Annotated in this window: 21 protein-coding genes and 1 riboswitch; of the genes, 12 read left to right on the forward strand and 9 right to left on the reverse strand. The window is 69.0% G+C overall.

Annotated features, from left to right (window positions below; translation table 11 throughout):
• The first annotated feature begins 57 nt into the window (after nucleotides 1–57).
• Nucleotides 58–702: a hypothetical protein gene (locus AC6CH2_RS13400; protein ID WP_498269661.1), complete on the forward strand. Its 645-nt coding sequence runs from the start codon at nucleotides 58–60 to the stop codon at nucleotides 700–702.
• A gap of 31 nt (nucleotides 703–733) precedes the next feature.
• Here AC6CH2_RS13400 and cysK read toward each other — a convergent pair whose 3' ends face one another.
• Nucleotides 734–1,690, reverse strand: coding sequence for a cysteine synthase A (gene cysK / locus AC6CH2_RS13405; RefSeq protein ID WP_498269662.1), 957 nt, complete (start codon nucleotides 1,688–1,690; stop codon nucleotides 734–736).
• A gap of 350 nt (nucleotides 1,691–2,040) precedes the next feature.
• Between cysK and AC6CH2_RS13410 the strand changes: the two genes are divergently transcribed.
• The 5 genes from AC6CH2_RS13410 to AC6CH2_RS13430 all read left to right on the forward strand — a co-directional run bounded on the left by AC6CH2_RS13410 (nucleotide 2,041) and on the right by AC6CH2_RS13430 (nucleotide 8,342).
• Nucleotides 2,041–3,141, forward strand: coding sequence for an efflux RND transporter periplasmic adaptor subunit (locus tag AC6CH2_RS13410; RefSeq protein ID WP_498269663.1), 1,101 nt, complete (start codon nucleotides 2,041–2,043; stop codon nucleotides 3,139–3,141).
• A complete protein-coding gene (locus AC6CH2_RS13415; RefSeq protein ID WP_498269664.1) occupies nucleotides 3,134–3,373 on the forward strand; it encodes a hypothetical protein in 240 nt (79 codons plus the stop codon). The genes AC6CH2_RS13410 and AC6CH2_RS13415 overlap by 8 nt, the downstream gene beginning before the upstream one ends.
• A complete protein-coding gene (locus AC6CH2_RS13420) occupies nucleotides 3,370–6,495 on the forward strand; it encodes an efflux RND transporter permease subunit (protein WP_498269665.1) in 3,126 nt (1,041 codons plus the stop codon). Before AC6CH2_RS13415 ends, AC6CH2_RS13420 begins: the two co-directional genes overlap by 4 nt.
• 175 nt (nucleotides 6,496–6,670) lie before the next feature.
• Nucleotides 6,671–7,237 carry a GNAT family N-acetyltransferase gene (locus AC6CH2_RS13425; protein ID WP_498269666.1) on the forward strand — a complete coding sequence of 189 codons (567 nt, stop codon included), beginning with the start codon at nucleotides 6,671–6,673 and terminating at the stop codon, nucleotides 7,235–7,237.
• A gap of 316 nt (nucleotides 7,238–7,553) precedes the next feature.
• Complete coding sequence (locus AC6CH2_RS13430) at nucleotides 7,554–8,342, forward strand: TrmH family RNA methyltransferase (protein ID WP_498269924.1); 789 nt, start codon at nucleotides 7,554–7,556, stop codon at nucleotides 8,340–8,342.
• 334 nt (nucleotides 8,343–8,676) lie between these two features.
• On the opposite strand, the gene AC6CH2_RS13435 is transcribed toward AC6CH2_RS13430, so the two are convergent.
• The 4 genes from AC6CH2_RS13435 to AC6CH2_RS13450 form a co-directional block, all read right to left on the reverse strand.
• A complete protein-coding gene (locus tag AC6CH2_RS13435; protein WP_498269667.1) occupies nucleotides 8,677–10,089 on the reverse strand; it encodes a M28 family peptidase in 1,413 nt (470 codons plus the stop codon).
• A gap of 185 nt (nucleotides 10,090–10,274) precedes the next feature.
• A complete protein-coding gene (mscL, locus tag AC6CH2_RS13440) occupies nucleotides 10,275–10,682 on the reverse strand; it encodes a large-conductance mechanosensitive channel protein MscL (RefSeq protein WP_498269925.1) in 408 nt (135 codons plus the stop codon).
• A 54-nt stretch (nucleotides 10,683–10,736) separates the two neighbouring features.
• Nucleotides 10,737–11,465 (reverse strand): fumarylacetoacetate hydrolase family protein, encoded by a 729-nt coding sequence (locus AC6CH2_RS13445; RefSeq protein ID WP_498269668.1) that lies wholly within the window; start codon nucleotides 11,463–11,465, stop codon nucleotides 10,737–10,739.
• 4 nt (nucleotides 11,466–11,469) lie between these two features.
• Nucleotides 11,470–11,799, reverse strand: coding sequence for a hypothetical protein (locus AC6CH2_RS13450; protein ID WP_498269669.1), 330 nt, complete (start codon nucleotides 11,797–11,799; stop codon nucleotides 11,470–11,472).
• 56 nt (nucleotides 11,800–11,855) lie between these two features.
• On the opposite strand from AC6CH2_RS13450, the gene AC6CH2_RS13455 reads away from it, so the two are divergent.
• The gene (locus tag AC6CH2_RS13455; protein WP_498269670.1) at nucleotides 11,856–12,236 is read left to right on the forward strand and encodes a Rieske (2Fe-2S) protein; all 381 of its coding nucleotides are present in this window, start codon (nucleotides 11,856–11,858) and stop codon (nucleotides 12,234–12,236) included.
• 106 nt (nucleotides 12,237–12,342) lie between these two features.
• Here AC6CH2_RS13455 and AC6CH2_RS13460 read toward each other — a convergent pair whose 3' ends face one another.
• The 3 genes from AC6CH2_RS13460 to AC6CH2_RS13470 form a co-directional block, all read right to left on the reverse strand.
• A complete protein-coding gene (locus AC6CH2_RS13460; RefSeq protein ID WP_435393999.1) occupies nucleotides 12,343–14,190 on the reverse strand; it encodes an SLC13 family permease in 1,848 nt (615 codons plus the stop codon).
• Between the two features lie 122 nt (nucleotides 14,191–14,312).
• Nucleotides 14,313–15,068 (reverse strand): tRNA (guanosine(46)-N7)-methyltransferase TrmB, encoded by a 756-nt coding sequence (trmB, locus tag AC6CH2_RS13465; protein WP_498269671.1) that lies wholly within the window; start codon nucleotides 15,066–15,068, stop codon nucleotides 14,313–14,315.
• A gap of 1 nt (nucleotide 15,069) precedes the next feature.
• Nucleotides 15,070–15,864 (reverse strand): thiazole synthase, encoded by a 795-nt coding sequence (locus AC6CH2_RS13470; RefSeq protein WP_408952747.1) that lies wholly within the window; start codon nucleotides 15,862–15,864, stop codon nucleotides 15,070–15,072.
• Between the two features lie 328 nt (nucleotides 15,865–16,192).
• Nucleotides 16,193–16,277, forward strand: a riboswitch (cyclic di-GMP riboswitch).
• Nucleotides 16,278–16,322: 45 nt separating this feature from the next.
• Between AC6CH2_RS13470 and AC6CH2_RS13475 the strand changes: the two genes are divergently transcribed.
• The 4 genes from AC6CH2_RS13475 (at nucleotide 16,323) to AC6CH2_RS13490 (ending at nucleotide 24,561) form a co-directional block, all read left to right on the forward strand.
• Nucleotides 16,323–18,809, forward strand: a complete 2,487-nt coding sequence (locus AC6CH2_RS13475) for a hypothetical protein (protein ID WP_498269672.1) — start codon at nucleotides 16,323–16,325, stop codon at nucleotides 18,807–18,809.
• A gap of 367 nt (nucleotides 18,810–19,176) precedes the next feature.
• On the forward strand, nucleotides 19,177–21,756 hold the full coding sequence (locus AC6CH2_RS13480; RefSeq protein WP_498269673.1) for a TonB-dependent receptor: 2,580 nt from the start codon (nucleotides 19,177–19,179) through the stop codon (nucleotides 21,754–21,756).
• A gap of 86 nt (nucleotides 21,757–21,842) precedes the next feature.
• Nucleotides 21,843–23,003 (forward strand): phosphatidylinositol-specific phospholipase C1-like protein, encoded by a 1,161-nt coding sequence (locus tag AC6CH2_RS13485; RefSeq protein WP_498269674.1) that lies wholly within the window; start codon nucleotides 21,843–21,845, stop codon nucleotides 23,001–23,003.
• A 16-nt stretch (nucleotides 23,004–23,019) separates the two neighbouring features.
• Nucleotides 23,020–24,561, forward strand: a complete 1,542-nt coding sequence (locus tag AC6CH2_RS13490; RefSeq protein ID WP_498269675.1) for a CehA/McbA family metallohydrolase — start codon at nucleotides 23,020–23,022, stop codon at nucleotides 24,559–24,561.
• Nucleotides 24,562–24,687: 126 nt separating this feature from the next.
• Here the strand turns inward: AC6CH2_RS13490 and thiS are convergent, their stop codons facing one another.
• Nucleotides 24,688–24,888 (reverse strand): sulfur carrier protein ThiS, encoded by a 201-nt coding sequence (gene thiS / locus AC6CH2_RS13495; RefSeq protein ID WP_498269676.1) that lies wholly within the window; start codon nucleotides 24,886–24,888, stop codon nucleotides 24,688–24,690.
• 313 nt (nucleotides 24,889–25,201) lie between these two features.
• Here thiS and AC6CH2_RS13500 point away from each other — a divergent pair, with 313 nt between their 5' ends.
• Nucleotides 25,202–26,998, forward strand: a complete 1,797-nt coding sequence (locus tag AC6CH2_RS13500) for an autotransporter domain-containing protein (protein ID WP_498269926.1) — start codon at nucleotides 25,202–25,204, stop codon at nucleotides 26,996–26,998.

Genomic DNA, 26,998 nt, shown 5'->3' on the forward strand with positions numbered 1-26,998 from the left:
CGGATCCGGCCATGGCCCGTTAGGCTGGCTGGATCCGCAGCCGGCAAGGAGCCCGCGATGAGCGACCACCGCACGCCTTTCATACCGCCGCAGGCGGCCACGCTGTTGCGCGCCGGTCGCAAGATCGAGGCGATCAAGCAGGTGCTGGATGCGAATCCGGGACTGGGCCTGCGCGACGCGAAGAACGCGGTCGAGCATTACCAGCGCCAGCCTGCCGAAGGCGGGCAAGTCCGCGCCGCCCCCGACGAGGCACCATCGCCGCCCGAGGGTTTCCCGGCGCAGGCCGAGCTGGCGCTGCGCAGCGGCAACAAGATCGAGGCGGTCAAGATCGTGCGCGCGGTCCACCGGCTCGACCTGCGCGATGCGCTCGCGGTGGTCGATGCGCATCTGCGCGGGCAACACGCGGACGCGTCCACCACCGGGGTGGGCGCCGGTCGCGCCGATTTGCCCGCCGATGTAACCATGGCGCTGATGCACGGCGACCGGGTCGGCGCGCTCGAGCTGTTGGAAAAGACCCATGGGCTGGCGAATGCGGACGCGATCCAGCGCGTGCTGCAGTACGAACGGCAGCGCGGCAAGCGCGGCCTGAGCGGCCGCGTCGACGGCACGGTCCGGCCCGGCGACAGCGACGCCGGGATGCTGTGGTGGGCGTTGCTGATCGCCGGGGCGGCGGCGGTGGCCTGGTACGTATCGGGTAGCTAGACCGTCGATACAGAGCCCGCGGTCCCGATTCTCAGTCCAGCGAGGCCAGCCACTCGTCGTCGCTGCCTTCGTTGATGCCTTCGAACAGGAAGGTGCTGAGGTAGCGCTCGCCGGTGTCGGGCAGCATCGCCAGGATCACCGCGCCGTGCTCGGCGGTGCGCGCGACTTCGAGCGCGGCCGCGGCGGTGGCGCCGGCGGAAATGCCGACGAAGATGCCTTCTTCCAGCGCCAGCCGGCGTGCGGTGTCGCGCGCAAGCACCTCGTCGACCGTCAGCACGTCGTGGGCGGCGTCGCGGTTGAGCACGGCCGGGACGAAATCCGGGGTCCAGCCCTGGATCTTGTGCGGCTGCCAGGCGTTGCCGCTGAGCAGGGCCGCGCCGGCCGGCTCGCAGGCGGTGACGCGTACTTCCGGGCGCGCCACCCGCAGCACTTCGCCGACACCGGTGAGGGTGCCGCCGGTACCCCAGCCGGTGACGAAATGGTCGAGCCGGCGGCCGGCGAAATCCTGCAGGATCTCCGCCGCGGTGGTGCTGCGGTGATAGGCCGGGTTGGCCGGATTCTCGAACTGGCGGGCGAGGAACCAGCCGTGCTTCTTCGCCAGTTCCTCGGCGCGCCGCACCATGCCGCTGCCGCGTTCGGCGGCCGGGGTCAGGATCACCTTGGCGCCATAGGCGCGCATGAGTTTGCGGCGCTCCATCGAGAAGGTTTCGCTCATCGTGGCGACGAACTTGTAGCCGAGCGCGGCGCAGACCATCGCCAGGGCCACGCCGGTGTTGCCCGAGGTCGCCTCGATCACCGTGTCGCCGGGCTTGATCAGGCCCTTGGCTTCGGCGTCGAGGATGATCGCCAGGGCCAGGCGGTCCTTGACCGAACCGCCGGGATTGAAGGATTCGACCTTGGCGTACAGGCTGACGTGGGCCGGGGCGATGCGATGCAGGCGGATCACCGGGGTGCGGCCGATGGTGTCGAGAATGCTGTCGTGGATCATGACCAGGCTCCAGCAGGGGGACCCGCTGAGTATGAACTCCGTCCGTGCCGCCCGCGCACCACCGTCATTACCGCGATGAAACATCGGCGCGGCGGGGACTGCGGCCGAGGCCCAGGACGAGCGCCGGACGAGCGCCGGATGAGCGGGCCCGGCCCAACACATCGCCGGGACGACTTTGCCTATACGGTGGTCAACCAATGGCCCACGCGAGCGTTAATGCTGCACCGCTAGAATCGCGCGGCCTCATCGCCGCGCCGGCTCTACCTTCCGCGCGGATCGCCTGCCCGGGTCGCGACAGCGCCCGGCAGACCCGCGCCGCCGCCCTTCCGGGCACCCGTTCAGAGAACCGCATGCGACCACGTTCCGGCCTTCGCTCCTGCTGCACCCTTGCCTTCGCCCTCGCTCTAGCCGCCTGCGGCAGCAAGGGCGGGGCGCCCCAGGCAGGGCAGGGCGGCGATCGTCCGATCCCGGTCACCACCGAGCCGGTCCGCCTGCGGTCCTGGAACGACACTGTGCAGGCGCTGGGCAACGTCAAAGCGCGCGAGTCGATCACGGTCACCGCCAAGGTCAGCGAGATCGTCCAGGGCGTGCACTTCGACAGCGGCGATCAGGTCGCCGCCGGCGCGTCCCTGGTCACCCTCAGCGGCAAGGCGCAGCAGGCCGCGCTGGCCCAGGCCGAGGCCACCGCCAAGGAAGCCGCCGCCCTGTACCAGCGCCAGAGCGAACTGGCCGCGCAGCAGTTGATCGCGCGGTCCGCGCTCGACACCCAGCGCGCGACCCGCGACGCCGCCCGCGCCCGGGTCGAACAAATGAAGGCCGACATCGGCGACCGGGTGATCCGCGCGCCGTTCGCCGGCGTGCTGGGCATCCGCCAGGTCAGCCCCGGCTCGCTGGTGACGCCGGGCACGCCGATCGCGACCCTCGACGACACCGGCCGGGTCTACGTCGATTTCCCGGTGCCGGAAACCCAGTTGGCCCGGGTGGCCAAGGGCCAGACCGTCGAGGGCCGCAGCGCCGCGTATCCGGACCAGCCGTTCCAGGGCGAGGTCAGCACGATCGACGCGCGGGTCGACCCGGCCACGCGCGCGATCACGGTGCGCGCGGATTTCCCCAATCCCGAGCATCGCCTGCGTCCGGGCATGCTGATGCAGGTGACCTTGTTGCAGCCGGAACGCCAGGCGCTGTTGGTGCCGGAGATCGCGGTGGTGCAGGTCGGCACCGATTCCTATGTGTTCCGGGTCAAGCCGGACAACACGGTCGAGCGCGCCGACGTGGAGGTCGGCACCCGCCGCGAAGGCTTGGCCGAAATCGTCAAGGGCCTCAAGGTCGGCGACGTCATCGTCGTCGACGGCACCGGCAAGCTGCGCGTCGGCAACAAGATTCAGGCCGCCGGCACGAAGCCGCCGGCACAGAAGGGCGCCGCCGCGGCGAAGGGCGGCGCGAATGGCTGACTGGATGCGTTCCCTGCTGTCCTCGCTGCCGCGCAAGCCCGATGCCGGCGACCTGCGCGCCGCGGTCAAGCGCGCTCTGGACTTCCGCCTGCGCAGCGTGCCGGCGGCGCCGCCTGAAGACCTCGCCAGCGACCCCGGGCAGGCCGCGGGCGACCGGCCCCGGGTCGTGCCGATCTACATAGCGCCCAAGCGCAGCGCGCCCAAGCGCCGCGACGGCGGCGAAGCGCAATGAATATTTCCGACCTGTCGATCCGCCGTCCGGTGTTCGCCACCGTGATGAGCCTGCTGTTGATCGCCCTCGGCGTGATGGCGTTCTCGCGCCTGACCTTGCGCGAATTGCCGGCGATCGACCCGCCGGTGGTCTCGGTCGACGTGACCTATCCCGGCGCCTCGGCGGCGGTGGTCGAAACCCGCATCACCCAGGTGCTGGAAGACGCGCTGGCCGGCATCGAAGGCATCGAGAGCATCGAGTCGCGCAGCGTCAACGGGCGCGCCTCGATCAGCATCGAGTTCACCCTGCAGCGCGAGATCGAAGCCGCGGCCAACGACGTGCGCGACGCGGTCAGCCGCGTTTCCAATCGCATGCCGGAAGAGGCCGACCCGCCGCAGATCGAGAAGGTCGAAAGCGACGCCGACCCGATCATGTGGCTCAACATGAACTCCAAGCAGATGGACACGCTGCAGCTGTCCGACTATGCGGAGCGTTACGTGGTCGACCGGCTGTCCTCGGTCGACGGCGTGGCTCAGGTCCGCATCGGCGGCCAGCAGCGCTATGCCATGCGCATCTGGCTCGATCAGGACGCGCTGGCGGCGCGCGACATCACCGTCAACGAAGTCGAGGCCGCGCTCGGCGCCGAGAACGTCGAACTGCCGGCCGGGCGCATCGAATCGCAGTCGCGCGACTTCACCCTGCGGGTCGCGCGCAGTTATCAAAAGCCCGAGGACTTCGCCCAGATTCCGCTGAAGAAGGGCGCCGACGGCTATGTGGTGCGGCTCGGCGACGTGGCCAAGATCCAGCTCGATTCGGCCGAACGCCGCGCCTACTATCGCAGCAACGGCGAGCCCAACATCGGCCTGGGCGTGGTCAAGACCTCGACCGCGAACAGTCTGGACGTGGCCCGCGCGATTCGCGCCGAGGCCGACAAGATCCGCCCCAGCCTGCCGGACGGCACCGACATCTTCGTCGCCTTCGATACCACCATCTTCATCGAGTCGGCGGTCGAACGCGTGTACCACACGCTGGCCGAGGCGGTGGTGCTGGTGTTGATCGTGATCTGGCTGTTCCTCGGCAGCTTCCGCGCCGCGCTGATCCCGGCGGTGACCGTGCCGGTGTGCCTGATCGCCGCCTTCATCCCGCTGTACGCCTTCGACTTCTCGATCAACCTGTTGACCTTGCTGGCGCTGGTGCTGTGCATCGGCCTGGTGGTCGACGATGCGATCGTGGTGCTGGAGAACATCCAGCGCCGCGCCGACCTCGGCGAGCCGAAACTGGTCGCCGCCGCGCGCGGCACCAAGCAGGTCGCGTTCGCGGTGATCGCGACCACTGCGGTGCTGGTCGCGGTGTTCCTGCCGATCGGTTTCATGGAAGGCAACACCGGGCGGCTGTTCCGCGAGTTGTCGGTGGCGCTGGCCGGCGCGGTGGCCTTGTCGGCCTTCGTCGCCCTGACCCTGACGCCGATGATGTCGTCGAAGTTCGTGCGACCGCACAGCGAAGAGAAATCCAATCCGGTCAACCGCTGGGTCAACGCGCGCCTCGACGGCGTGAGCCGGCGCTACAAGGGGCTGCTCGACCGCACCGTCGAGCGGCCGTGGCTGTTCGGCGCGCTGCTGTTGATCGCGCTGGCCCTGAGCTTCGGCCTGTTCAAGCTGGTGCCGTCGGAACTGGCGCCGCAGGAAGACCGCGGCTCGTTCCAGGTCTCGATCGTCGGCCCGGAAGGCGCCGGTTACGACTACACGGTCAAGCAGGTGCAGCAGGTCGAGAAGATCATCGCCTCGCACACCGGGCCGGACCAGACCATCCAGCGCTACAACCCGCGCGTGCCCGGCGGCTTCGGCGCCAGCGAGGAAATGCACACCGGTCGCATCGCGGTGTTCCTGCAGGATTGGGACAAGCGCGAGGTCAGCACCGCCGACGTCGCAGACGGCCTGCGCAGCGAGCTCGGCCAGCTGACCGGCGTGCGCGCGCTGCCGCAGGTCGGCGGCGGCCTGGTGCGCACCCGCGGGCAGCCGATCCAGATCGTGCTCGGCGGCCCGGAATACCTCGAACTGGCGAAATGGCGCGACCGGCTGCTGGCCCGCATCGAGCAGAACAAGGGGCTGTTCTCGGTCGATTCGGACTACAAGGAAACCCGGCCGCAGATGCGCGTGGAGATCGACCGCCAACGCGCCGCCGACCTCGGCGTCAGCGTCACCGACATCGGCCATTCGCTGGAAACCATGATGGGGTCGCGCCGCGCGACCACCTTCGTGCAGAACGGCGAGGAATACGACGTGATCGTCCAGGCCGGCCGCGAAGTGCGCGCTTCGCCGGCCGACCTGGCGGCGATCCAGGTACGCGCCCGCGACGGCGGCCTGGTGCCGTTGTCGAACCTGGTCACGCTGAAGGAACTGGCCGAGCCCGGCAGCCTCAACCGTTTCAACCGGCTGCGCGCGATCACCGTCAGCGCCGGCCTCGCGCCCGGCTATTCCATGGGCGAGGCGATCGCCTGGCTCAACCAGGTGGTCGAGGAAGAACTGCCGGAGCAGGCGCAGATCGACTGGAAAGGCGAATCGCGCGAATACCAGAAGGCCGGCGGCGCAGTGCTGATGACCTTCACTCTCGCGCTGCTCGTCGTGTACCTGGTGCTCGCGGCGCAGTTCGAGAGCTTCATCCACCCCTTCGTGATCATGCTGACCGTGCCGCTCGGCGTGCTCGGGGCCTTGCTCGGTCTGTGGATGACCGGCGGCACCCTCAACCTGTTCAGTCAGATCGGCATCGTCATGCTGGTCGGCCTGGCGGCGAAGAACGGCATCCTGATCGTCGAGTTCGCCAACCAGTTGCGCGACGAGGGCCGCAGCATCCATGCCGCGATCGTCGAGTCCTCGGCGGTGCGCCTGCGCCCGATCCTGATGACCTCGATCGCGACCGTGGTCGGCGCCGTGCCCCTGGTCCTGGCCGGCGGCCCGGGCTCGGCGAGCCGCGCGACGATCGGCATCGTGGTGATCTTCGGCGTGTCGTTCTCGACTCTGTTGTCGCTGTTCATCGTACCGGCGTTCTACGTCCTGCTGGCGCGCTACACCAAGTCGCCCGAGGCGGTCGCACACGAACTGGAGAAACTGGAAAAGGAAACCCCGCAGGCCGGCGGTCACGCCTGACCGGGTAAGCCGTCCGTCTCCGGGCTGGACGCGTCGTTCTCAGGGCAGGAACGGCGCAGGCCGCGACCGCGCGGCTGCGGCCACGACGCAGGTCGCGGCTCGCGCCGCTCCTGCTCCCGATCCGTCTAAAGACCGCGGTTTCCGCCCGCCGAGGGCGATGCAGTACGCTATCGCCATGAACGCCGCTCCCTTATCCGACCCGGGCGATATCCGCCTGCTTGGCGAAGGCTTCGTCCTGCGCCGCTGGCGGCCCGACGACCTCGACAACCTGGTCCTGCACGCCAACGACGAACACGTCTCGCGTTCCACCAGCGACCGTTTTCCGTATCCCTATACCCGCGAAGACGGCGAACGGTTCTTGTCCGGCCAGGTCGTCGATTTCTCGGCCCCGGTGTTCGCGATCGAAGTCGACGGCCGCGCCTGCGGCGGCATCGGCGTACGCGCCGGCCAGGGCGAGCGCGGCCACAGCGCCGAGCTCGGTTACTGGCTCGGCCGCGCGCTGTGGAATACCGGCCTGATGACCCGCGCGGTCGGCGTGTTCGCGCCCTGGGTCATGCGCGAGCTGTCGCTGTATCGGCTGTGCGCGACGGTGCTCGACCACAATCCGGCCTCGGCGCGGGTGCTGCTGAAGAACGGCTTCGAAGAAGAAGGCGCGCAACGCTGCGCCGTGTTCAAGCGCGGGCGACTGCACGACCTGCGGGTGTTCGCCAAAGTAAGAAGGAGTCTCGACGATGCGACGTGATCCCCCGCGCGGTCCGCGCCCCCCCCTCGCTCCGGGACAGAGCCCCTGGCGAACCGGCCCGCGCCGCGACGACGAACAACGCCCGCGGCGCGAGCCCGATGCGCCGGCTGGCGCGGGGCCGGTCGAGCCGCCGCCGTCGCCCTATCGCGGTGGACACGACCGCAGCGGGCATGCGCACGCGCACCCGCACTCGCGCTCGGAGCGGCGCGAGCAACGCACCCAACATGCCGGCGACACGCGTCCACCGCGCGAGCGGGCCCGGCCGGAACGCCACGAGCGCGACGAGCGGGTCTACCGCCAGCGCGACGAGGCCGACCTGCGCCAGCCCCTCGGCGAGGACATGTTCGAGGCGCCGCATCCGCAGCGCACGCGCCGCGACGTCGAGCTGCGCCTGTACGGTCTCAATGCGATCCGCGCGGTGTTCGCGCGCCGGCCGCAGGCGATCCGCAAGCTGTACCTGAGCGGCAACCGCATTCCCGCCCTGCAGCCGTTGCTGGCGTGGTGCGTGGCCAATCGCGTCGGTTATCGCGTGGTCGAGGAAGCAGACCTCGACAAACTCGCCGCGAGCGGCCACCACGAAGGCGTGGTCGCCGACGTATTGCGCGAGGAGCCGGTCTCTTTGTCGGAATGGCTGCGCGAATTGCCGGACGGCCCGCAGCTGGCGATCTGGCTGGACGGCGTCGGCAACCCGCACAACCTCGGCGCGATCCTGCGTTCGGCCGCCCACTTCGGCGTCGCCGCGGTGCTGATGCCGAAGGACTCGACCCTGGCCCTGTCGGGCGCCGCCGCGCGCGTCGCCGAAGGCGGCGCCGAAGCGGTGCCGATGGTGCGGATGGGCCGCAGCGACAATGCGCTGACCCAGCTGCGCGGCGCCGGTTTCGCCCTGGCCGCGACGGTGGTCTCCGGCGGCGACAACGCCTTCGCGACCCCGCTGCCGCAGCGCCTGGTCTATGTGCTGGGCGCGGAAAGCGAAGGCATGGACCGCGACCTCGTCGCCGCCTGCGACCTGCGTTTGTCGATTCCCGGCAGCGGCAAGGTCGAAAGTCTCAACGTCGCCGCGGCGACCGCGGTGCTGCTGGCGGCCTGGACGGCGCGCAGCGCATAGCCCTTGGGGCGGCGAGCGCTCTGACCATGGCTTTCAGGGCGTAGCAGCGCCCTCACCCTGACCCTCTCCCGCACGCGGGAGAGGGGGACTGAGCCTGCGTCGCTTCCAGCAACGGCACCGCCGTGCCGCGCAAAAGCAAAACCCCTTTCCGCATGCGAGAAAGGGGCTGGCTTTGTTTCCGTCGAGCTAGCGAACCGACCGTCCCGCCCGATTCAAAGCCCCTCTCCCGCGTGCGGGAGAGGGGTTGGGGTGAGGGCGCCAGTTTCAAGCAGAGACCAGGGTGGATCGAACAGATTCTGCCGTGGCCTCGGGCAAGCGGCAGTACCGCGCCGCTTCACTCCTCCGGCGGCGTAACCGCCTTGGCTTCGCTGCCGAAATCGCCTTCGGCCGAGGCGGCCAGGTAGGCGAACACCGCATACGCGGCGACGTTCTGCGCCAGCGCCTTCGGGTCGATCTTGTCGAGGGTGTCGTCGGGAGTGTGGTGATAGTCGAAGTAGTCGCTGCCGTCCTGGGCCAGGCGCGCCCAGGCCAGGCCTTGCGCGGCGAACGGCGAGATGTCCGGACCCGGCCCGCCCTTGCCCGGGGTGTGCTCGATGCCGAGCGGCGCCAGGGCCTCGGCGATCTGCTTGTCGGCGGCCTGCGCATGCGCCGGGGCCGAACTCGAATAGGCGTAGATGCGGCCCGCGCCGAAATCGCTCTCGGCGCCGATCTGGTGTTGCTTGACCTGCGCGGCGTGCTTGAGCGCATAGGCCTTGCCGCCGTACAGGCCCTGCTCTTCGTTGGCGAAGGCGATCACCCGGATGCTGCGCGCCGGGCGCAGCTTGCTCTGGCCGATCAACTTGGCCGCGGCCATGGTCAGGCCGACGCCGGCGCCGTCGTCGATCGCGCCGGTGCCGAGGTCCCACGAGTCCAGGTGACCGCCGATGATCACGACTTCCTCGGGCTTGCTCTTGCCGCGGATCTCGCCGATGACGTTGTGCGAGGTCGCTTCGCCGTCCCAGCCGCAGTCCAGGGCGACGCGCACGCGCACCGGGCCGCGCGCGGCGAGGCGGGCGAGCTGGTCGGCATCGGGCGCGGCCAGCGCGGCCGACGGGATCGGGGTCAGGCCTTCGTCGAAACGGGTGATGCCGGTGTGCGGGTTACGGTGCGAGTCGGTGCCGGCCGAACGCATCAGGTAGGCGCTGGCGCCGGCGCGGATCGCCGCCGAGGGGCCGCGGCTGCGCACGCGTCCGCCGGGGCCGTAGCCGGCGCCGTCTTTCGCCCGCTCCATGCGGTAGTCGATGAAGGCGATCTTGCCCTCGAGCGAACCGGCCGGCGCGGCTTCCAGCGCGGCGAGGTCGGCGAAGCGCACGATCTCGCCCTCGACCTTGCCGGCGGGGCTGCCGCCCAGGGCGGTCAGGTGCAAGGGCTGGCGATGCTCGCCGAGCACTTCGGCCCGCTCGCTGCGGCGCTCCCACTTCGGAAACGTCACCGGCTCCAGCCAGACCTTGTCGAAGCCGAGTTCGCGGAACTTGGCTTCGGCCCACTTCACCGCGCGCGCATCGGCTTCGCTGCCGGCCAGGCGCGGGCCGACTTCGGTGGTCAGCGATTCGGTAATGCGATAACCCAGGTCGCTGGCCAGCGCGGTTTCGCGCAATTCGCCGGCGGCGGCGATGGCGGCCTCGGGGATGCGCGTTTCGCGCGGGGCGGCCACGGCGGAGCCGACGAACAACACAGCAGCGATCGCTGCCCACAACGGTGCGCGCATCCCCAACTCCCTGATCTGGAAAGTACGGAGGCCGCCTGGAGCCAGACGGCCGGAAAAGACGAAGCCGCGAGCTTAGCAACCCGCGGCTTCGTCTCTACCTGTCGCAAGTCACGTTGGACTTGAGGGTTTTTTGTCGCTGCCTATCGCCAGGTTTGAGGCGGTTTGCCGCAACGGGCGAAGCGTTCTCACCTGCGCAGCGAATCGCGGATCTCGCGCAGCAGCACGATGTCCTCGGGCGTCGCCGCCGGCGCCGCGTCGGCGGGCTTGCGGACCTTGTTGTAAGCCTTGAGGAACAGGAAGATCACGAACGCGATCAGCAGGAAGTCGACCGCGGTCTGCAGGAAAGCGCCGTACTTGATCGCCACTTCGGCGGCGACTTCCTTGCCGGCGGCGTCCATCTGCGCCGCGGTCAGCACGTACTTGGCGTCGCTGAGGTTGACCCCGCCGCTGAGGTAGCCGATGAAAGGCATGACGATGCCGTCGACCAAGGCGGTGACGATCTTGCCGAAAGCCGCGCCGATCACCACACCGACGGCCAGATCGACCACGTTGCCGCGCGCTATGAACTCTTTGAACTCGCTGACCATGCCCATCCGCATGCTCTCCCTGGTTGACGACATGAAGGCGGCGCCGCAGCGCCGGGGCGACTATACCGGCGCCGCGATGATGTGTCCGTGCAGCTCGGCCACGCCTTCGAGCACGGCGTGGTAGCGGTCGCCCGGCCGCAGCGGGCCGACCCCGGAGGGCGTGCCCATGTAGATCAGGTCGCCGGCGCGCAGCGCGTACAGCCGCGACAGCTCGTGCAGGATTTCGGGCACGTTCCAGACCAGGTCGTCGAGCGTGCCGCGCTGGCGGACTTCGCCGTTCACTTCCAGGCTCAGGGCGCGCGCGCCGAGTTCGCCGACGTCGGCGACCGGCACGATCGCGCTGATCGGCGCGGCATGATCGAAGGACTTGCCGGTATCCCAGGGCAGGCCCTTGGCTTTGGCCTGCGACTGCAGGTCGCGGCGGGTCAGGTCCAGGCCGACCGCATAGCCATAGACCAGCGTCTGGGCGTCGCCGACGGCGAGCTCGCCGGCCGGCGCGTCGCGACCGATCGCGACCACCAGCTCGACCTCATGGTGCAGGTCGTCGGTGCCGGGCGGGTAGGGCACGGCCTGGCCGAGTTCGATCGCGTCGTGCGGCTTGAGGAAGAACACCGGGCGGCCGCGATCGGCGGCCGAGGTCGGTACGGCCGCGCCCATCTCGCGAGCGTGTTCGGCGAAGTTGCGGCCGACGCAGTAGACGCGGCGGACCGGGAAGGTGGTGCCGTCGGCGACGGCGGCGCCGCGGACCGGAATGCGGGTGTGCGGCGGTGCCGCGATCGCGTCGCTCATGCGTTCAATGGGTGGAGGAAGTAGGGGCGCGATGGTCGAGCCGGGCCGCGTCGACGACGCGGAACTCGCCTTCGACGATGTCGTGGCCGCGATGGGCCATCGGCTGGCCGCGGCGCTTCCACAGCTTGTAGGCGAGGCCGACGGCGATCATCGCCGCGCCGACCACCATGCTGAACATCACCAGCAGCGCCAGCAGGCCGAGCCCGACCACGCCGAGCACGAAACGCAGGAGGCGGTGACGCGGCTTGCGCGGCTCGAAAGCGTTGCGCACGCGCGACTGGAACGCATTCCATTGCGGTCGGTGATCGGAGAATCGGAAGGTCTGGGCAAACATTTAGGGTGTCGTGAGACAATGCGGCAAACGCCGGACACAGGAGTATCGTTCCAGGCATGGACGAGGGTGTGAGAAGTTCGTTAAATCCTCCCGCCGACGGCGGCAACGCAGCGTTGCCCCTGATCGGGCTTGAACGGCTGGCCGACGGCGCCTTCGCCGAAGTCGAAGCGACCCTGGACGGCGACGCCGAGTCGTTGCTGCTGTATCGCGACGGCGAGGCCGTGCGCGCCTGGTTGAATATCTGCCCGCATGCCGGCCGTCGTCTCGACTGGGCGCCGGGGCAATTCCTCAAGAGCAAGGACGGCCTGCTGGTCTGCGCCGCGCACGGCGCGAGTTTCGAGCTGCAAGGCGGCCAGTGCGTCGCCGGCCCCTGCCGGGGCGAAGCGCTGCGCGCGGTCGCGGTGACCGTGCGCGATGGGGCGGTGTGGCTGGGGTGAGACAGGGCTGTTGACGGTTAGCGGCCAACAGCCAACAGCCAACAGCCAACAGCCAACAGCCAACAGCTTTTCCGGCCGCCGTACCGAAGCTGCGGCTTCTGCGACATCACTTTCCCCAGAACAACAAATTCACCATCAGCACCGTCACCACGGTGTAGATCAGCGACAGCGGGCCGCCGATGCGCCACAGCTCCTTGCCGGTGTAGCCGGCCGGGCCGGTGATCATCGAGATCACCGGGTTCGAGGCGGTCATGAAGTTGTTCGAGGCCGACAGCGCCACGATCAGGGCGAAAGCGGTCGGGTTGCCACCGGCGGCCAGCGCGAGGTTGACCGCGAGCGGCACCACCACGATGGTCGCGCCGACATGGCTGATGACCAACGAGAACATCGTGGTCAGCAAGCCGATGAAAATCTCCAGCAGCCACACCGGAGTGCCGGTCGGCAGGCGCTCGATGGTGTGGCCGGCGATCCACGCCGCCGCGCCGCTGGAATCCATCGCCCAGCCCAGCGGGATCAGGCAGGCCATCAGGAACACGGTCTTCCAGTTGATCGCCGCGTAGGCCTCGTCGATGTTGATCACTCCGGCGATCAGCATGCCGGCCACGCCGGTCATCAGCGCGATCGACACCGGCAGGCGCGAAGACAGGGCCAGCAGCATCGCCACGGCGAAGATGGTCAGCGCGAGTTTGAGCTTGTGCGGGCGCTGCTCGCCCTTGGGGTAGTCGGTGACCACGACCAGGTCCTTGCTCGCCGCCGCGGTCGCCAGATCGGTCCAGATGCTATGGAACACCAGCATGTCGCCGGCGCGCATCGGCACGGTGCGCACGTTGTCGCGCAGCACGCTCTTGTCGCGGTTGATCGCCAGCAGGCTCAGGCCGGCTTGCTTGCGCAGGTGCAGGTCGCCGGCGGTCTTGCCGATGTAGGCCGAAGTCGCCGGCACCACCGCTTCGGAGATGCCGGCGCGGCTGGGGTTGAACAGGTCGGCGAAGTTGCGCAAGCGCGTGGACAGGCGCAGGAACTGGTTCTGGGCGAAGTCGGCGACCTGCTGCTTCGGCCCCATCGCGCCGAGCACGCTGCCGACCCAGATGCGGGTTTCGGCCGGCGGCGCCAGCCGCGCTTCGCCGTCGCTCTTGAGCGCGAGCAGCAGCGGCGCGCCGCGCAGGGCCTCGGCCTCGCCGAGCGACATGCCGACCAAAGGGCTGTCGGCGGTGACGGTCATTTCGTAGACGTCGCCCTCGATCCCGTAGGCCTTGGCGAAATAGCTCTGGGTGCGCGCCGGGGTGGCGCCCTTGTCGCTGTCGTCGCGCAGCAGTTTGTCGCCGAAGAAATGGAAGTACGCCAGCGAAGCCACCAGCAGGGCGATGCCGATCGGCAGCGGCGCGAACATCTTCAGCGGCTCGATGGTCGCCGCGCCCGAGGGCAGGTTGCTGTTGGCGTTGAGCAGCAAGTCGTTGAGCAGGATCAGCGGCGAGTTGCCGACCATGGTCAGGGCGCCGCCCATCACGATGGCCGCGGCGATCGGCAGCAGCAGGCGCGGCAGCGACAGGCCGGTGCGCGAGGACAGGCGCGAGGCGACCGGCATGTACAGCGCCATCACCGAAGGGTTCTGCATGAAGGACGAATTGAGCCCGGCCACCGCGGTGGTCAGCAGCAGCAATCGTTGCTCGACGCCGTGCGCGCGCCGCAGCAGCCAGGCGGCGAGGCGGTTGAGCGCGCCGGTGCGGTCGAGGCCGGCGCCGAGGATCATCGTGGCGATGATGCTGATGACCGCGTTGCCCGAGAAGCCGTTGAACAGCTCGTCGGGCTCGACCAGGCCGGACAGGCCCAGCAGCACCAGCACCACCAGGGCGACGACGTCGGCGCGGATGCGCTCGAACAGGAACATCGCCATCGTGAAGACCACCAGCCCGAGAACGAGCTTCATGTCGGTGGTGAGCGCGAGGGCGGTATCCATTTAGGGCCGGGATTCGGGATGGGGGAATCGGGAATCGGAACAGCAGGGGCGAGGCAACCCGTCGGCACCGGATTCGGGCTCGGCAAAGCATCGCGAATGTTCGGTGGGGCGCATCCGGTTCCCTATTCCCGATTCCCAGTTCCCGGCTTCTTGTCGTACAGCAAATCCCACACGCCGTGGCCGAGTTTCTGGCCGCGGGTCTCGAAGTGGGTCTGCGGACGCCACGGCGGCCGGGCCACGCTGCCGCGCGGGCCGGCGCGGTTGACCAGGCCGGCGGTCGCGTCGAGCACGTCCCACATCTGTTCGGCATAGTCCTGCCAATCGGTGGCGAGGTGCAAGCGACCGTCGGGCGAGAGCTTGCGCACCAGCAGCTCGGCGAACGCCGGCTGGACCAGGCGGCGCTTGTTGTGGCGCTTCTTGTGCCAGGGGTCCGGGAAGTAGATCCGGACCTCGTCGAGCGAAGCGTCGGCGATTTCGTGGTTCAACACTTCGACCGCGTCGTGGTGATACAGGCGGACGTGGTCGCTGCCGTCTTCGGCCAGGGCGTTCAACAGCCGGCCGACACCGGGCGCGTGGACCTCGATGCCGATGAGGTCGCGTTCGCGGTCGTGCTGGGCGGCGAAGCGCAAGGCCTCGCCGTTGCCGAAACCGATTTCGAGCACGCGCTTGGCGCTGCGGCCGAAGATGTCGTCGTAATCGCGCGGGACGCCCTGGTAGTCGATGCCGAAGCGCGGCCACAGTTCGTCGAAGGCGCGCTGCTGGGCCGGGGTGAAGCGGCCCTGGCGCAGGACGAAGCTGCGCACCTGGCGCCGGCCTTCTTCCACGGTGAACGGCTTGGGCGGGGTCTTGGCGCCGTCGCTCGAGAACGGGTCAGTCATATCAGCCGATCAACCCGTCCACCGGGCTCGAGGCGCTGGCATAGCGCTTGCGCGGGATGCGGCCGGCCTTGAACGCGGCGCGGCCGGCCTCGATCGCCAGCTTCATCGCATGCGCCATCAGGATCGGGTCGCGGGCGCCGGCGATGGCGGTGTTCATCAGCACGCCGTCGCAGCCCAGCTCCATCGCGATGGCGGCGTCCGAAGCGGTGCCGACGCCGGCGTCGACCAGGATCGGCACCTTGGCGTTCTCGATGATCTCGAGCAGGTTGTACTTGTTCTGCACGCCCAGGCCCGAGCCGATCGGCGCGGCCAGCGGCATCACCGCCACGCAGCCGATCTGTTCCAGGCGCTTGGCCAGGATCGGGTCGTCGGAGGTGTAGACCATGACGTCGAAACCGTCCTTGACCAGGATCTCGGCCGCGGCCAGGGTCTGGACGACGTCCGGGAACAGGGTGCGTTGGTCGCCGAGCACTTCGAGCTTGACCAGCTTGTGGCCGTCGAGCAGCTCGCGGGCGAGGCGACAGGTGCGCACCGCGTCGTCGGCGGTATAGCAGCCGGCGGTGTTGGGCAGCAGGGTGTAGCGGTCCGGCGGCAGCACGTCGAGCAGGTTGGGCTCGCCGGGGTTCTGGCCGATGTTGGTGCGGCGGATGGCGACGGTGACGATCTCGGCGCCGGCCGCTTCGGTCGCCAGGCGGGTTTCGTCGAGGTCCTTGAACTTGCCGGTGCCGGTCAACAGGCGCGAGCGATAGGTTTTGCCGGCGATGACCAGCGGATCGGATAAGGCGTTGTTCGTCATCGGTGAATTATGTCGGATAACGCCCTGCGCTTGGACCCCGCGCGCGTCGGCGTTTCATCCGGCATGCGGTTTTCGCGGTGCTTGCCGCGGCTCGCCCGGTCGGGTGGGGGAGGGGCCGGAATAAGGCGGCTCGGCGCCGAATCCGGCCGCCCGCGCCAGCTATCCAGGTTGGCGACCGTTCGTCGCCGAATGATAAAAATGTGATTGCAATCACATTTTGAAGCGTATATTGGCCGCCAGGCGGTACTGGGCGTCGCCGTAGTTCGCGACGCACAGGCCATCGCCGGCGGCGTCCGCTGGGGAAGTGGGCGCCGCGCCGTCATACGGGACTCGACAAAGGCACAACCGGCGAGAGCCGGCGTCGCAAAGCCACGGGTGCGGGCCGTCCAGGTCAGCATGGCCGAGCTACCGAGCGCGAAGAACAGGGTGCTTTGCCACCCCGCTCACGGAGTTCTGACATGTCCACCACTCGACGTTGGCGTCCGTTGCTTGCAACGGCGCTCCTGCTTGCTTCCGCTGCCGCCTTGCCTGCCGGGGCCTGGGCGGCCTCGGTGCAGCCGACCACTTATTCGGGGAATTTCACCAGTTGCGACGACCTGCCCGGCGTCGCGACCTGGTCCGGATTGGGCGGCAGCACTGGCAGCGCGCCGGTCAACGGCCAAAGTTACAGCCTCGGCGCGGCCGGCCAGACCATCACCTTCAACTACACCCCCGCCGACCAAAACAGGTACCTCGGCTTCAGCTCGACCGCGCCGATGGACTACATCGTGGTCAAGGGCGGCAACGCTTACAACGTCTTCCAGTACGCCCCCGGCGTGCTCAGCGACGGCAACCTGTTCGCGCCGCTCAATTCCAGCGGCGAACCCGCCGGCGTCAGCCATGTCGTGTACTGTTTCCTGCCCAAGCCGAGCGGCGACAAGACCGCCACGGCGAGTTGGAAGCGCTATACCGACTGGCAGATCGACAAGACCGTCACGCCCGAGAACATCGTGATGTTCGACGGCGACAGCCACCAGGTCGAATACACCGTCACCGCGACGCCGACCACCCGCGGCATGTACCGCGTCGCCGGCGCCATCACGGTCAGGGATCCGTTCGACTTCGGCTGGAAGACCACCGCGGTGGTCGACACCCTGCAGTTCAACAACAGCGCGACCCAGTTCCAGCTCGCGTGGACCTCGCAGGGCGGCGACACCGACACCCTGGCCTGCGTCAAGCCGGCGGCGAATCCGGACAAGATCATCCTGACCTGCGATTACGCATTCGACTTGAGCAGCAACAGCCATCCCTTCCTGCTGGATGCCTCCGGAGGCGGTAACGCCGCCGGCATCACCAGCGAGCGGGCGGGCGGTTCGTACACGTTCGTCGCTTCGGCGTCGTTCTCGATCCCGGCGAACCCGGCCGAGAGCTACGGCGATACGTTCGCGATCGACGACTCGATGCTGCCCGGCGATCCGAACCACAGCTTCAGTCTCGGCAACGGTCCGTACGTGTGGACCTATCCGCGTCCGTTGCCGTTCGTGTGCGGCGCCGACGAGGGCCAGCACAACAACACCGCGACCGGCACCTGGAGCACCAGCGCCAGCACCAGGGCCACCGCCAGCGACTCGGCCATGGTCAACGTCGCCTGCCGGACCGTCGCGATCAGCAAGACCGCGCAGACCCGCTACGACCGCGACTACGCTTGGGCTCCCGACAAGCACGTGGTGGTTTCGCCGGCCGACGCGACGGTCGTCGGCATGCAGGGCTGCCTGGCCGATCCGATCGCCAGCGGCGTCTACGCTGGCAACTTCCTGTGCGACGACGTGCAGGTGCTGCTCAATGTCGGCGGCAACTACGAGACGGTGTATCGTCTCGCGGCGACCCGCAGCATCGAGTCGGAAAGCGGCTTCGCGGTCAGCGGCGGCATCATGGTCTCCTGGCCCGCCGACGCCACGCCGCAGTTCAGCCCGGCCGATCCGAGCGATACCTTGTACTTCGCCGGTGGAGACACCCAGTCGGTGTCGCCGACCTGCGATCCGCAGGGCCCGACCTCGCTCAACTGCACCTACGAGGCCGCGCTGAGCGGCAAGCTCGAAGGCTATAACGAGGCGAGCATCCAGCGCGTGCTGAAGTGCTACGACGCCGCCGGCAACGCCAGCGACTGCGGCTTCAAGAGCTACACCTCCAACCAGGCCGCGCTGGTGTACGGCTCGCCGAACGTCGAAACCGACGCCTGCGTGCAGGTCAGCGACCTGTTCAACGGCACCGCCGGCCTCAACCTCGGCGACAGCTTCGGTTGGCAGGTCAGCCCGCTGATGTGCGACAGCTTCAACCAGTACGTCACCGGCGACATCAACCCCGATCCGGGCATCGTCAACAGCCTCGACATTTTCTCGTCGTGGATACTGCCGAGCCAGGTCGGCCCCGGTAACACGTGCGAATTCATGGTTCCGAACCTCCTCAACCTGGCGACCGACAACGGCGCCAACAGGAGCGACGAAGCCGTGATCAGCGTGAAGGTGCCGGAACTGTGCGCCGTGAGCGGATGCACCTACACCCAGGGTTATTGGAAGACCCACTCGACGTACGGCCCCGCGCCGTATGACGCGACCTGGGCCTCGATCGGCGAAGACACCCTGTTCTTCGCGTCCGGTCAGACCTGGTACAAGGTGTTCTGGACCCCGCCGAAGGGCGGCAACGGGTACTACATCCTCGCGCACCAGTACATGGCCGCACGCCTCAACGCCGAAGCCGGCGCGGGCGCTCCGTCCCAGGTGCAGGCCGCGATCGCCGAAGCCACCGCATGGTTCATCGGCCGCAACACCAACGCGCCGAAGGGCCCGGCACGCGACACCGCGATCCGGCTCGCCGGCATTCTCGCCGCCTACAACGAAGGCACGACCGGACCCGGCCATTGCTCGGTCTCGCCGGCCACCGTGATCGACGGAGGCGGCGACAGCTGATACGTACGGTACTCGCAAACCGCAACAGAGCCCCGGCCTCGGCCGGGGCTCTTTGCGTGGAGCGAGGCGGCGCGTCAGTGCCTCATCGAGATCATGGCGATCTGCGTGACCCTGGCGCAGCCTGGCTTCGCTTCGGCTGACGGCGCAGGGATTTACTTGTGCTGTGCGACCGCGCGCGGCTCTCCGACTCCCGCGCACCACGCTTGACCGATCCTGGCGCCAAGCCGCATGCGCGCAATCGCATCGACGGCTGTCACGAATCTTTAAACGTCGCGGCTCAGCATTCGCAGGATTGCCGGGCTCGACGCAGGGCCTTCGGACGGAACCGGCCGGCAGCCTTCCCTTCCTTCCGAACGCCGAATCCATGATGCCTTCCACCCGCCAGCTGAGCCGGGCGATCCGCTGCGCCCTCGTATCGACCGCTGCCGCCGCCTTCGCCGTCTCCACCGCACAGGCCCAGGACACCGCCGCGGCCTCCGCCAGCGACGCGAGCCTAGCCGCCGCCAGCGCCACCGATCTCGACACCGTCATCGTCACCGGCCGCTCCGGCACCCGCCAGCGCAGCAAGGCCGAGACCAGCTATTCGATCACCGCCATCGACGAGGACCGCCTGCGCATGCAGGCGCCGACCTCGGTCACCGAGGCGATGAAGTCGGTGCCGGGCTTCTGGGTCGAAGCCACCGGCGGCGAAGCCAGCGGCAACATCCGCGCGCGCGGCATCCCGGTCGACGGCTTCGGCTCGGTGACCCTGCTCGAAGACGGCATCCCGGTGCAGCACGACCCGGCCCTGGGCTTCCTCAACGGCGATCAGGCGTTCCGCCTCGACGAAACCATCGAACGCATCGAGGTGGTGCGCGGCGGCCCCTCGTCGGTGTTCTATTCGAACGCGCCCGCCGGCGCGATCAACTTCATCCCGCGTGTGGTCGGCGACAGCGCCGAGGGCGTGGTCAAGTACACCGCCGGCGACTACGGCCTGAACCGCTACGATGTCTTCTTCGGTACGCCGCTCGGCGCCGGCTGGAAGCTCGGCCTCGGCGGCTTCTATCGCTTCGACGACGGCATCCGCGACCCCGGCTTCCAGGCCAACGACGGCGGCCAGTACCGGATCAACCTGAGCAAGGAGTTCGAACGCGGCCGCTTCGCCCTCGACTACAAGCGCCTCGACGACAACGTCGCGCTGTACCTGGGCATTCCGATGCGCACCTACGCCGACGGCAAGATCCGCGGCGTGCCCGGTTTCGACGACCACTACGGCACCCTGGCCGGCCCGGAAACGCGTCACGCCTCGATGCTGCAGGGCGACCGCAGCCGCTATGCGTTCGACAACGCGCGCGGCACCGAGGTCGAGCGCGACCAGTACACGGTCAAGTTCGACTACGAGCTCGGCGCCGGCTTCAAACTGGCCCAGTCGCTGCGCTACGACCGCACCGAGACCCAGCGCAACGGCGTATTCCCGCTGCAACTGCTCAGCGCCTCCAGGTTCCTGTCCGACCCGGCGCTGAAGAAGCAGCTCGCGGCGATTGCCGGCGCCGCTGGCGCCCAGCTGCGTTATGTCGACAGCCCGGGCCAGGTGTTCGATGTGGCCAACCAGAACGGCAACGGCCTGGTCACGGTCGGCGGCCTGCGCGGCGTGACCATGCCGGTCGACGAGTTGATCAGCGACACCCGGCTGATGCGCCGCTTCGATTTCGGCGGGCAGAGCCACGACCTCACCTTCGGCTATTACTACGCGCGCTTCGACCAGGATTTCGACCGATATTCCTCGACGACCCTGCTCGACGTGCGCGACAACGCGCGTTTGCTGGACCTGGTCGCGGTGGATACCGCCGGCCGGGCGCTGACGACGCTGACCGACCAGGGCTTCTATCGGTACGGTTACGAGTGGGAGAACGCCAGCGGCCGCTCGACCACCCAGGCGGTGTACCTGTCGGACGAATGGCAGGTCAACGACCGCCTGCGCATCGACGCCGGCGTGCGCTGGGAGAAAGTCAACGCCAAGGGCTGGACCGAGATCCGCAAACAGGTCGACCTCGGCACCCCGGCGAGTTCGCAGATCCTGACCGGCTCGGGCCGCTTCGTGAGCTACGACCGCGACTACGACAAGCTCGGCTGGACCGTGGGCGCCAACTGGCAGTTCGACAAGTACTCCGGCCTGTTCGCGCGCTGGACCCCGACCTTCCGCCTGCCCAATCTGTCGAGCTTCATCACCCGTTATTCCAACTGCACCCAGGCCGCGGCGCAGGACTGCGTCGGCAAGGACACCGCGGCGCAGCCGGTGATCCAGACCATGCAGCTCGGCGAGGTCGGCTACAAGTTCAGCAACGAAACCTTCGACGTGTTCGCCACCGTGTTCTACACCAAGTACGAGAACGTCGGCTTCAGCAATGCGGTGTTCGACCTCAACGCCGGCACCTCGACCGTCCAGCAGGGCTACGCCGACACCAAGACCACCGGCCTGGAACTGGAGGCCTCGTGGTTCCCGGTGCGCTGGTTCGACCTGCAGCTGACCGCGACCGTGCAGGACCCGCAGTACAAGGGCCTGCGCTATACCGAGATCGTCAACGGCGCGCCGGTGTTGCGCGACTTCGTCGGCAACCAGTTGATCCGGGTGCCGAAGAACAGCTTCCGCATCGTCCCCGGCATCAACCTGCTCGACGACCGCCTGCGCCTGCAGCTCGCCTACGAGTACCAGGGCGAGCGCTTCGTCGACACCGCCAATTCGGTGCGGCTGCCGTCGTACAACGTCCTCAACGCCAGCGCCCGCTACGAGTTCACCCCAGGGCTGACCCTGTTCCTGTACGGCGACAACCTGACCAACTCGCGCGGCCTGACCGAAGGCAACCCACGTGCCGGCGAATTGCAGAGTGCCGACGCCGGCGCCAACACCTTCATCGCCCGCCCGCTGCTCGGCCGGTCGTTCCGCGCCGCGCTGATGTACCGGTTCTGAGCGCGGTGCGGGCACCCACGCCGAAAGTCCGGCTGAGCGGCGCGTTGCTTGTCTGCGCGCTGCTTGGCGTCCCGGTCCTTGCAAGCGTGGCCGGCGCGCAAACCGGCGCACCGGCCGCGGACCCAGGCTGCAGGCTCGATGCCGAACGTGCCGCGTCGGCCGGCCAGGACTGCAGCCGGGCCTGGATCGATGCGCGCCTGCGGATCAACGATCTGCAGGCGATCGGCACCCACAACAGCTACAAGCTCGCGATACCGCCGGAAGAGTTGGCCGCGCATCGCGCGCTCGATGCGGCCGGCGCGGATTCGCTCGACTACGCGCACCCGCCCTTGTTCGCGCAGTTGGAGCAGGGCGCGCGCACGCTCGAACTCGACGTCTACCACGACCCGCGCGGCGGCCGTTACGCGCATCCGCCGGGAGCCTCGCGTCGCGGCTACGGCGAGGCCGGCCCCTGGTCGCCGGCGGTCGCGGCCGAGATGGCGCGGCCCGGCTTCAAGGTCATGCACCTGGCCGACATCGATTTCCGCAGCCAATGCATGGTCTTCGTGCAATGCCTGCGGCAGATCCGCGACTGGTCGCAACGGCATCGCGAGCACGCGCCGATCCTGATCCTAATCAACGCCAAGGACGGACGCGGCGGACCCGGTGCGGTGGCGCCGCTGCCGTTCGACGCCGCCGCCTTCGATGCGCTCGACGCCGAGATCCGCTCGGTGTTCGCCGCTGGCGAACTGATCGTGCCCGACGACGTGCGCGGCACCGCGCCGAGCCTGCGCGCGGCGGTGCTGGCCGGCGGCTGGCCGACGCTGGGGCAGGCGCGCGGCAAGGTCTTGTTCGCGCTCGACGAGGACCCGCGCAAGGTCGGCCTGTACCGCGGCGGGCGACGCTCGCTGGAAGGGCGGGCGATGTTCGTCAACACCGACGAGCAGGCCTCCGATGCCGCCTACCTGACCCTCAACGACCCGGTCGGCCAAGGCGATCGCATCGCCAAGGCGGTCGCCGCCGGTTTCCTGGTGCGCACGCGCGCCGACGCCGATACGGTCGAGGCGCGGCGCAACGACCCGGGCCGGCGCGAGGCCGCGTTCGCCAGCGGCGCGCACTACATCTCTACCGACTACCCGCAGCCCGATCGGCGCTTCAGCCGCTATCGCGTGATATTCCCGCGCGGCGAAATCGCGCGCTGCAACCCGCGGCGCCAGCCGGAGCGTTGCAACCAGCGCCCGGCCGAAGCGATCGAGAAGCACGATTGACCTGTACGGAGCGATCATGAATCCGTTTGCGATGTTTTCGCTGCGCCGTTGCTGCGGTGCGCTGATCCTGGTCCTCGCCTGCGCGACGGCCACGGCCGCGGAGGTGACCAGCGCCGCCGCCGACCTGACCATCGAGGGCACGATCGATGGCCGTGACAATCGCAGCTACCGCGAACTGCCGTTCCGGGTGCCGGATGGCGTCGCCCGCATCACCGTCGAGTTCGACTACGACGGCCGCGAGCACAAGACCACCATCGACCTCGGCCTGATCGGACCGGGCGACTTCCTCGGCCGCGACGGCTTCCGCGGTTGGAGCGGCGGCAACAAACGCGTGTTCACCGTCAGCGCCACCGACGCCACCCCGTCGTACCCGGCCGGGGCCTTGCCGGCCGGCGAGTGGAAGGTGTTGCTCGGCATTCCCAACATCCGCGCCGATCAACGCGCCGGGTACGTCGCGCGCATCCATTTCGGCACAGCCGATCGTCCCGATGCCCTGACTGCCGCCATCGCCGGCAAACCGCTGCGCTCCGGGCCTGGCTGGTACCGCGGCGACCTGCACATGCACAGCGGCCACAGCGACGGCAGCTGCGCCTCGCAGGCCGGCGCGCGGGTGCCGTGCCCGCTGTTCCTGACCGCGCAGGCCGCGAGCAGGCAGGGGCTCGACTTCGTCGCCGTGACCGAACACAACACCGTCTCGCATCTGTCGGCCCTGCGCGAGTTGCAGCCCTACTTCGACCGGTTGCTGCTGATGCCCGGCATCGAGATCACCACCTTCCAGGGCCATGCCAACGTGTTCGGCACCTACGCGCCGGTCGATTTCCGCGTCGGCAGCGCCGCCGTGCCGGACTGGGACAGCGTATTGCGCGCGCTGGAAAAGCGCGGCGCGCCGGTGTCGATCAACCACCCGATCCGCCCCTCCGACGAACGCTGCATGGGCTGCGGCTGGACGCCGGTGCCGGCGGCGGACCTGTCGCGAGTCGGCATGGTCGAAGCGGTCAACGGCGGCGACGCCGACACGCCGGGCTCCGGCATCGCGTTCTGGCAGCGCGAACTCAATGCCGGCCACCGCCTCACCGGCATCGGCGGCAGCGACAACCACGACGCGCCGACCGAGGCCGAAGAGACCTATGGCGCCAGCCGCATCGGCCGGCCGACCACGGTGGTGCATGCGCGCGAGCTGTCGATGCCGGCGATCCTCGATGGCCTGCGCGCCGGCAATGTCTTCGTCGACGTGCGCGGTTCGAAGGACCGTGCGCTGGAACTCAGCGCTCGGCACGGCGACCAGCAAGTCGCGATGGGCGGGGAACTGCGCCTGCGCGCCGGAGACGAGGCGAAGTTGAGCCTGACCGTGCGCAACGTCGCCGGCGGCCGGGTCGAGACCCTCGTCGACGGCGTCGTCGCGCCGCTGATCGGCCGACCGACGATCGACGAAGCCGAACAGCGCTTCGATTTCCGTTGGCGCAGCGACGGCGCCCGTCATTGGCTGCGCGTCGACGTGCGCGATGCGCAAGGCCGCCTGCTGTTGATGGGCAACCCGGTGTATTTCAACCGGCGATAAGCCGCGCGCGCTGCCTATCCGGCGCGCCCTGGAGCAGCGGAGCGGGGCGACGAGAGACATCGAGGCCGGCGAGCCCTCGCCCGCATCGGCCGCCGGGGGGCGCCGCGGCTCAGCGCGGTTGCGCGCTCAACCGCCGCCCAGCGCATGCACGATCTCGACCTTGTCGCCGTCGGCCAGGGTGCGCTCGGCGTGGCGCCCGCGCGGAACGATCTCGCCGTTGATCTCGACCGCGACCCGGCGTTCGCCCAGGCCTTCGTTGTGCAACAGTTCGACCACCGTGGTCGGCGCCGCGAGCGCGCGCGGTTCGCCATTGAGCAGGATATTCATGCCGCCATTGTCGCGTGGGCGCCGGCTCGCGGCCAGTCTCGGCGGCGGCGGTCGGCGCGCATCGAGCCGGCCGAGTATCCGCGCTCTGTGACCTCTGGCCCCGGCGCCGGAGCGTCCGGCCGGAGATAATCGCGGCCTGGTTTTGCCGCGCTGCGCCTTGCCTTGATCCGCCGGCGCGTGTTTCGATTCGCCCATCCGCCGGCGTATGTCCGGCTCGGCGGCTGTCTTTCTCCGGCGGTCGACCGACCGTTCGATCGCCATCACCCGTCACAACACCGCAGGGAAGTTCATGATGAAACCCGTTCGTACCGCGCTGGCCGCCGCTCTCGTGCTGGCCGCCGCTCCGGCTTTCGCCCAGGAGTATTCGCAGACCGTCTTCATCGGCGACAGCCTGACCGACTCCGGCCATTTCCGCCCGGCGCTGTTCCAGGCGGTCGGTCCGAACGCGGCCCTGATCGGCCGCTTCACCACCAATCCGGGCCTGGTCTGGTCGGAATACGTCGCCGAGTACTACGGCACCAACGCCACCAGCGCCAACCAGGGCGGCACCAACTACGCCGTCGGCGGCGCCCGCACCGGCACCAACACCAGCGGCGCGCTCGGCACGATTCCATCGCTGGCCACCCAGACCGCCAACTACCTCGCCGCCAACGGCGGCCGCGCCGACCCCAACGCGCTGTACACCGTGTGGGGCGGCGCCAACGACCTGTTCGCGGTGGTCGCCGGCGCACCGGTGCAGACGACCATCACCAATGCCGTCACCGCGCAGATCGGCGTGGTCGCCGCGCTGCAGAACGCCGGCGCCCAGTACGTGCTGGTGCCGACCGTGCCGAACCTCGGCCTGACCCCGCAGTTCCGCGCGGGCGGCGCCGCCGCCCAGGCCACCGGCACCCAACTGTCGACCACCTACAACAACGCGCTGTACGGCGGCCTCGCCTCGGCCGGCCTGCGGGTGATCCCGCTCAACACCTTCAGCCTGTTGGCGGAAATCGCCGCCAACCCGGCGCCGTACGGCATCACCAACGTCACCGGCACCGCCTGCAATCCGCAGATCACCGGCTCGTCGCTGACCTGCAGCCCGCTCAACTACGCCGCCGCCGACGCGCCGGAAACCTACGCCTTCGCCGACGGCGTGCATCCCTCGAGCAAGGCGCACCGCATCCTCGGCGACTACGCCTTGTCGGTGCTCGAAGCGCCGCGCTTCATCGCGGTGTTGCCGAACTCGGCGGCGATGAGCGGCCGCGCCCGCGCCGACCAGGTCGCCAACCACCTCGCCGGCCCGCAGGACGGCGACGGCATGCGTTGGTGGACGAGCCTGCGCGGCGATTTCCAGCGCTACGGCCATGGCGACCTGTACGACGGCGCCGGCCCGGCGCTGAGCGGCGGTATCGACTGGAACCGCGGCAACCTGGTGTTCGGCGCCTTCGCCGGCTACGGCCAGCAGAAGAACGACTTCGGCCTGCGCAACGGCGAGTTCGAGCAGAAGGAAGCCACCCTCGGCGGCTTCGTCGGCTGGTACGGCGAGCGCGCCTGGGTCAACGGCCAGGTCAGCTACACCCAGCTCGACTTCGACATCGACCGCAACGCCAATCTCGGCCCGGTCACCCGCGTCCACCACGGCTCGGCCGACGGCGACAACCTCACCATCGCCGTCAACGGCGGCTGGGAGTTCGGCCAGGACGCGCTGCGCCACGGCCCGGTGCTCGGCCTGGTCTCGCAGAAGATCGAAGTCGACGGCTTCGCCGAAAGCGACCCGGCCCTGTCGACCTCGCTGGCCTATCCGAGGCAGGAGTTCGACTCGCTGATCGGCAGCGTCGGCTGGCAGATCAACTACGCCCACAGCGAAAGCTTCCGCCCGTACGCGCGCCTGACCGTCGACCGCGAGTTCGAGGACGCCCCCGAACACGCCTACGCACGCCTGCAGACGGTGCCGGGCCTCGGCGACTACGCCGTGATGGGCCGCCAGTTCGACCAGAACTACGGCACCTTGCTGTTCGGCGTGCGCACCCACCTGTTCGGCATGGACGCCAACATCGGCGCCAGCGCCACCGTCGGCCAGGGCGGCGGCAACAACACCACGGTATTCGCACAGGTCGGCCGCGGCTTCTGA

The sequence above is a fragment of the Lysobacter sp. GQ73 genome (assembly GCF_059758755.1).

What these genes read in the sequence shown, in the direction of transcription:
- AC6CH2_RS13400 (WP_498269661.1), top strand. Translation starts at nt 58, where the DNA reads ATGAGCGACCACCGCACGCCTTTCATACCGCCGCAGGCGGCCACGCTG.
- cysK (WP_498269662.1), bottom strand. Translation starts at nt 1,690, where the DNA reads ATGATCCACGACAGCATTCTCGACACCATCGGCCGCACCCCGGTGATC.
- AC6CH2_RS13410 (WP_498269663.1), top strand. Translation starts at nt 2,041, where the DNA reads ATGCGACCACGTTCCGGCCTTCGCTCCTGCTGCACCCTTGCCTTCGCC.
- AC6CH2_RS13415 (WP_498269664.1), top strand. Translation starts at nt 3,134, where the DNA reads ATGGCTGACTGGATGCGTTCCCTGCTGTCCTCGCTGCCGCGCAAGCCC.
- AC6CH2_RS13420 (WP_498269665.1), top strand. Translation starts at nt 3,370, where the DNA reads ATGAATATTTCCGACCTGTCGATCCGCCGTCCGGTGTTCGCCACCGTG.
- AC6CH2_RS13425 (WP_498269666.1), top strand. Translation starts at nt 6,671, where the DNA reads ATGAACGCCGCTCCCTTATCCGACCCGGGCGATATCCGCCTGCTTGGC.
- AC6CH2_RS13435 (WP_498269667.1), bottom strand. Translation starts at nt 10,089, where the DNA reads ATGCGCGCACCGTTGTGGGCAGCGATCGCTGCTGTGTTGTTCGTCGGC.
- mscL (WP_498269925.1), bottom strand. Translation starts at nt 10,682, where the DNA reads ATGGGCATGGTCAGCGAGTTCAAAGAGTTCATAGCGCGCGGCAACGTG.
- AC6CH2_RS13445 (WP_498269668.1), bottom strand. Translation starts at nt 11,465, where the DNA reads ATGAGCGACGCGATCGCGGCACCGCCGCACACCCGCATTCCGGTCCGC.
- AC6CH2_RS13450 (WP_498269669.1), bottom strand. Translation starts at nt 11,799, where the DNA reads ATGTTTGCCCAGACCTTCCGATTCTCCGATCACCGACCGCAATGGAAT.
- AC6CH2_RS13455 (WP_498269670.1), top strand. Translation starts at nt 11,856, where the DNA reads ATGGACGAGGGTGTGAGAAGTTCGTTAAATCCTCCCGCCGACGGCGGC.
- AC6CH2_RS13460 (WP_435393999.1), bottom strand. Translation starts at nt 14,190, where the DNA reads ATGGATACCGCCCTCGCGCTCACCACCGACATGAAGCTCGTTCTCGGG.
- trmB (WP_498269671.1), bottom strand. Translation starts at nt 15,068, where the DNA reads ATGACTGACCCGTTCTCGAGCGACGGCGCCAAGACCCCGCCCAAGCCG.
- AC6CH2_RS13470 (WP_408952747.1), bottom strand. Translation starts at nt 15,864, where the DNA reads ATGACGAACAACGCCTTATCCGATCCGCTGGTCATCGCCGGCAAAACC.
- AC6CH2_RS13475 (WP_498269672.1), top strand. Translation starts at nt 16,323, where the DNA reads ATGTCCACCACTCGACGTTGGCGTCCGTTGCTTGCAACGGCGCTCCTG.
- AC6CH2_RS13480 (WP_498269673.1), top strand. Translation starts at nt 19,177, where the DNA reads ATGCCTTCCACCCGCCAGCTGAGCCGGGCGATCCGCTGCGCCCTCGTA.
- AC6CH2_RS13490 (WP_498269675.1), top strand. Translation starts at nt 23,020, where the DNA reads ATGAATCCGTTTGCGATGTTTTCGCTGCGCCGTTGCTGCGGTGCGCTG.
- thiS (WP_498269676.1), bottom strand. Translation starts at nt 24,888, where the DNA reads ATGAATATCCTGCTCAATGGCGAACCGCGCGCGCTCGCGGCGCCGACC.